The sequence below is a fragment of the Pseudomonas sp. B6002 genome, from assembly GCF_013385985.1.
Taxonomy (GTDB): Bacteria; Pseudomonadota; Gammaproteobacteria; order Pseudomonadales; family Pseudomonadaceae; genus Aquipseudomonas.
On the sequence record NZ_JACAOY010000026.1, the window covers coordinates 1 to 5,893 of the forward strand.

Here is a 5,893-nt window from a genome sequence, read left to right on the forward strand (position 1 = left end):
AGCGTGTAACGCTGTAGAATTCGCCTCCCGCTGACGAGAGATCGGAAGCGCAAGTGGTTGAAGTTGTTGAAGAAATCTTCGAAAACTTCTGAAAATAATCACTTGACAGTAAATGAGGCTGCTGTAGAATGCGCGCCTCGGTTGAGACGAAAGATCTTAACCAACCGCTCTTTAACAACTGAATCAAGCAATTCGTGTGGGTGCTTGTGGAGTCAGACTGATAGTCAACAAGATTATCAGCATCACAAGTTACTCCGCGAGAAATCAAAGATGTAACCAACGATTGCTGAGCCAAGTTTAGGGTTTCTTAAAAACCCAAAGATGTTTGAACTGAAGAGTTTGATCATGGCTCAGATTGAACGCTGGCGGCAGGCCTAACACATGCAAGTCGAGCGGTAGAGAGAAGCTTGCTTCTCTTGAGAGCGGCGGACGGGTGAGTAATGCCTAGGAATCTGCCTGGTAGTGGGGGATAACGTCCGGAAACGGACGCTAATACCGCATACGTCCTACGGGAGAAAGCAGGGGACCTTCGGGCCTTGCGCTATCAGATGAGCCTAGGTCGGATTAGCTAGTTGGTGAGGTAATGGCTCACCAAGGCGACGATCCGTAACTGGTCTGAGAGGATGATCAGTCACACTGGAACTGAGACACGGTCCAGACTCCTACGGGAGGCAGCAGTGGGGAATATTGGACAATGGGCGAAAGCCTGATCCAGCCATGCCGCGTGTGTGAAGAAGGTCTTCGGATTGTAAAGCACTTTAAGTTGGGAGGAAGGGCAGTTGCCTAATACGTAACTGTTTTGACGTTACCGACAGAATAAGCACCGGCTAACTCTGTGCCAGCAGCCGCGGTAATACAGAGGGTGCAAGCGTTAATCGGAATTACTGGGCGTAAAGCGCGCGTAGGTGGTTTGTTAAGTTGGATGTGAAATCCCCGGGCTCAACCTGGGAACTGCATTCAAAACTGACTGACTAGAGTATGGTAGAGGGTGGTGGAATTTCCTGTGTAGCGGTGAAATGCGTAGATATAGGAAGGAACACCAGTGGCGAAGGCGACCACCTGGACTAATACTGACACTGAGGTGCGAAAGCGTGGGGAGCAAACAGGATTAGATACCCTGGTAGTCCACGCCGTAAACGATGTCAACTAGCCGTTGGAAGCCTTGAGCTTTTAGTGGCGCAGCTAACGCATTAAGTTGACCGCCTGGGGAGTACGGCCGCAAGGTTAAAACTCAAATGAATTGACGGGGGCCCGCACAAGCGGTGGAGCATGTGGTTTAATTCGAAGCAACGCGAAGAACCTTACCAGGCCTTGACATCCAATGAACTTTCCAGAGATGGATTGGTGCCTTCGGGAACATTGAGACAGGTGCTGCATGGCTGTCGTCAGCTCGTGTCGTGAGATGTTGGGTTAAGTCCCGTAACGAGCGCAACCCTTGTCCTTAGTTACCAGCACGTTATGGTGGGCACTCTAAGGAGACTGCCGGTGACAAACCGGAGGAAGGTGGGGATGACGTCAAGTCATCATGGCCCTTACGGCCTGGGCTACACACGTGCTACAATGGTCGGTACAGAGGGTTGCCAAGCCGCGAGGTGGAGCTAATCCCATAAAACCGATCGTAGTCCGGATCGCAGTCTGCAACTCGACTGCGTGAAGTCGGAATCGCTAGTAATCGCGAATCAGAATGTCGCGGTGAATACGTTCCCGGGCCTTGTACACACCGCCCGTCACACCATGGGAGTGGGTTGCACCAGAAGTAGCTAGTCTAACCTTCGGGGGGACGGTTACCACGGTGTGATTCATGACTGGGGTGAAGTCGTAACAAGGTAGCCGTAGGGGAACCTGCGGCTGGATCACCTCCTTAATCGACGACATCAGCTGCTCCATAAGTTCCCACACGAATTGCTTGATTCATTGAAGAAGACGATAAAGAAGCAGCCCGAAATTGGGTCTGTAGCTCAGTTGGTTAGAGCGCACCCCTGATAAGGGTGAGGTCGGCAGTTCGAATCTGCCCAGACCCACCAATTTTGTGTGGGAAACGCCTGTAGAAATACGGGGCCATAGCTCAGCTGGGAGAGCGCCTGCCTTGCACGCAGGAGGTCAACGGTTCGATCCCGTTTGGCTCCACCACTACTGCTTCTGAAAGTTTTGAAAGCTTAGAAATGAGCATTCCATCAGGTTGATGGTGAATGTTGATTTCTAGTCTTTGATTAGATCGTTCTTTAAAAATTTGGGTATGTGATAGAAAGATAGACTGAACGTTACTTTCACTGGTAACGGATCAGGCTAAGGTAAAATTTGTGAGTTCTCTTAATTGAGAAATTCGAATTTTCGGCGAATGTCGTCTTCACAGTATAACCAGATTGCTTGGGGTTATATGGTCAAGTGAAGAAGCGCATACGGTGGATGCCTTGGCAGTCAGAGGCGATGAAAGACGTGGTAGCCTGCGAAAAGCTTCGGGGAGTCGGCAAACAGACTTTGATCCGGAGATGTCTGAATGGGGGAACCCAGCCATCATAAGATGGTTATCTTGTACTGAATACATAGGTGCAAGAAGCGAACCAGGGGAACTGAAACATCTAAGTACCCTGAGGAAAAGAAATCAACCGAGATTCCCTTAGTAGTGGCGAGCGAACGGGGACTAGCCCTTAAGTGGCTTTGAGATTAGCGGAACGCTCTGGAAAGTGCGGCCATAGTGGGTGATAGCCCTGTACGCGAAAATCTCTTAGTCATGAAATCGAGTAGGACGGAGCACGAGAAACTTTGTCTGAATATGGGGGGACCATCCTCCAAGGCTAAATACTACTGACTGACCGATAGTGAACTAGTACCGTGAGGGAAAGGCGAAAAGAACCCCGGAGAGGGGAGTGAAATAGATCCTGAAACCGTATGCGTACAAGCAGTGGGAGCAGACTTTGTTCTGTGACTGCGTACCTTTTGTATAATGGGTCAGCGACTTATTTTCAGTGGCGAGCTTAACCGAATAGGGGAGGCGTAGCGAAAGCGAGTCTTAATAGGGCGTCTAGTCGCTGGGAATAGACCCGAAACCGGGCGATCTATCCATGGGCAGGTTGAAGGTTGGGTAACACTAACTGGAGGACCGAACCGACTACCGTTGAAAAGTTAGCGGATGACCTGTGGATCGGAGTGAAAGGCTAATCAAGCTCGGAGATAGCTGGTTCTCCTCGAAAGCTATTTAGGTAGCGCCTCATGTATCACTGTAGGGGGTAGAGCACTGTTTCGGCTAGGGGGTCATCCCGACTTACCAAACCGATGCAAACTCCGAATACCTACAAGTGCCGAGCATGGGAGACACACGGCGGGTGCTAACGTCCGTCGTGAAAAGGGAAACAACCCAGACCGTCAGCTAAGGTCCCAAAGTTATGGTTAAGTGGGAAACGATGTGGGAAGGCTTAGACAGCTAGGAGGTTGGCTTAGAAGCAGCCACCCTTTAAAGAAAGCGTAATAGCTCACTAGTCGAGTCGGCCTGCGCGGAAGATGTAACGGGGCTCAAACCATACACCGAAGCTACGGGTATCACGTAAGTGATGCGGTAGAGGAGCGTTCTGTAAGCCTGTGAAGGTGAGTTGAGAAGCTTGCTGGAGGTATCAGAAGTGCGAATGCTGACATGAGTAACGACAATGGGTGTGAAAAACACCCACGCCGAAAGACCAAGGTTTCCTGCGCAACGTTAATCGACGCAGGGTTAGTCGGTCCCTAAGGCGAGGCTGAAAAGCGTAGTCGATGGAAAACAGGTTAATATTCCTGTACTTCTGGTTATTGCGATGGAGGGACGGAGAAGGCTAGGCCAGCTTGGCGTTGGTTGTCCAAGTTTAAGGTGGTAGGCTGAGATCTTAGGTAAATCCGGGATCTTAAGGCCGAGAGCTGATGACGAGCTAACTTTTAGTTAGCGAAGTGGTTGATGCCATGCTTCCAAGAAAAGCTTCTAAGCTTCAGGTAACCAGGAACCGTACCCCAAACCGACACAGGTGGTTGGGTAGAGAATACCAAGGCGCTTGAGAGAACTCGGGTGAAGGAACTAGGCAAAATGGCACCGTAACTTCGGGAGAAGGTGCGCCGGTGAGGGTGAAGGACTTGCTCCGTAAGCCCATGCCGGTCGAAGATACCAGGCCGCTGCGACTGTTTATTAAAAACACAGCACTCTGCAAACACGAAAGTGGACGTATAGGGTGTGACGCCTGCCCGGTGCCGGAAGGTTAATTGATGGGGTTAGCTAACGCGAAGCTCTTGATCGAAGCCCCGGTAAACGGCGGCCGTAACTATAACGGTCCTAAGGTAGCGAAATTCCTTGTCGGGTAAGTTCCGACCTGCACGAATGGCGTAACGATGGCGGCGCTGTCTCCACCCGAGACTCAGTGAAATTGAAATCGCTGTGAAGATGCAGTGTATCCGCGGCTAGACGGAAAGACCCCGTGAACCTTTACTATAGCTTTGCACTGGACTTTGAATTTGCTTGTGTAGGATAGGTGGGAGGCTTTGAAGCGTGGACGCCAGTCTGCGTGGAGCCATCCTTGAAATACCACCCTGGCAACTTTGAGGTTCTAACTCAGGTCCGTTATCCGGATCGAGGACAGTGTATGGTGGGTAGTTTGACTGGGGCGGTCTCCTCCTAAAGAGTAACGGAGGAGTACGAAGGTGCGCTCAGACCGGTCGGAAATCGGTCGTAGAGTATAAAGGCAAAAGCGCGCTTGACTGCGAGACAGACACGTCGAGCAGGTACGAAAGTAGGTCTTAGTGATCCGGTGGTTCTGTATGGAAGGGCCATCGCTCAACGGATAAAAGGTACTCCGGGGATAACAGGCTGATACCGCCCAAGAGTTCATATCGACGGCGGTGTTTGGCACCTCGATGTCGGCTCATCACATCCTGGGGCTGAAGCCGGTCCCAAGGGTATGGCTGTTCGCCATTTAAAGTGGTACGCGAGCTGGGTTTAGAACGTCGTGAGACAGTTCGGTCCCTATCTGCCGTGGACGTTTGAGATTTGAGAGGGGCTGCTCCTAGTACGAGAGGACCGGAGTGGACGAACCTCTGGTGTTCCGGTTGTCACGCCAGTGGCATTGCCGGGTAGCTATGTTCGGAATAGATAACCGCTGAAAGCATCTAAGCGGGAAACTAGCCTCAAGATGAGATCTCACTGGAACCTTGAGTTCCCTGAAGGGCCGTCGAAGACTACGACGTTGATAGGTTGGGTGTGTAAGCGCTGTGAGGCGTTGAGCTAACCAATACTAATTGCCCGTGAGGCTTGACCATATAACACCCAAGCAATTTGCGTCGAAAGGCCAGATTGCGGTGTGTGAAGACGAAATGAACCGAAAGTTCGACGCTCACAAAACACCGACAGCTGTCACATACCCAATTTGCTGAAGCGAGGCCAACCGGCCACGACTCAGTACCCGAATTTCTTGACGACCATAGAGCATTGGAACCACCTGATCCCATCCCGAACTCAGTAGTGAAACGATGCATCGCCGATGGTAGTGTGGGGTTTCCCCATGTGAGAGTAGGTCATCGTCAAGATTAAATTCCGAAACCCCATTTGCGAAAGCAGATGGGGTTTTGTTTTGGGCGGTCGAAAAGCCAGCAGTTCCTGCCAATAAGCCCAAACACCCTCACATCAAAACCCCTTATCCTTGATCAACTCAATAAGCGCCCTCAACCCGGCAGGCACATGGCGCCTTCCAGGATAGTAAAGGCGCAGCTTGTCGTAAGAGGGCGTCCACTCCTCCAGGACGCGCACCAGCGTTCCTTCAGCAAGGTCCATCGCGGCATTCCATTCCGTCAGATAAGTCAGCCCCATTCCCGCCCTGGCGGCTTGAAGCATCAATGTGGGGTTATCAAGCATCAGTGCACCTTGTACATCCACCGCAATCGC

General features: G+C 51.3%; 1 protein-coding gene, 2 tRNA genes and 3 rRNA genes. 5 read left to right on the forward strand and 1 reads right to left on the reverse strand.

Going from position 1 to position 5,893, the window contains the following annotated elements:
• Window positions 1-327: 327 nt before the first annotated feature.
• The 5 genes from HX792_RS26175 to rrf all read left to right on the forward strand — a co-directional run bounded on the left by HX792_RS26175 (window position 328) and on the right by rrf (window position 5,538).
• A 16S ribosomal RNA gene (locus HX792_RS26175) occupies window positions 328-1,864 on the forward strand.
• A gap of 83 nt (window positions 1,865-1,947) precedes the next feature.
• Window positions 1,948-2,024: transfer RNA gene (locus tag HX792_RS26180), tRNA-Ile, on the forward strand.
• A 30-nt stretch (window positions 2,025-2,054) separates the two neighbouring features.
• Window positions 2,055-2,130 (forward strand) — tRNA-Ala (locus HX792_RS26185).
• A gap of 249 nt (window positions 2,131-2,379) precedes the next feature.
• Window positions 2,380-5,271: ribosomal RNA gene (locus tag HX792_RS26190) — 23S ribosomal RNA — on the forward strand.
• A gap of 151 nt (window positions 5,272-5,422) precedes the next feature.
• Window positions 5,423-5,538 (forward strand): 5S ribosomal RNA (rrf, locus tag HX792_RS26195).
• The 16S, 23S and 5S rRNA genes sit together here with 2 tRNA genes alongside, the layout of an rRNA operon.
• A gap of 97 nt (window positions 5,539-5,635) precedes the next feature.
• Here the strand turns inward: rrf and HX792_RS26200 are convergent.
• Window positions 5,636-5,893, reverse strand: a 258-nt coding sequence (locus tag HX792_RS26200; protein WP_256349913.1) for a LysR substrate-binding domain-containing protein, incomplete at its 5' end; no start/stop codon positions are given.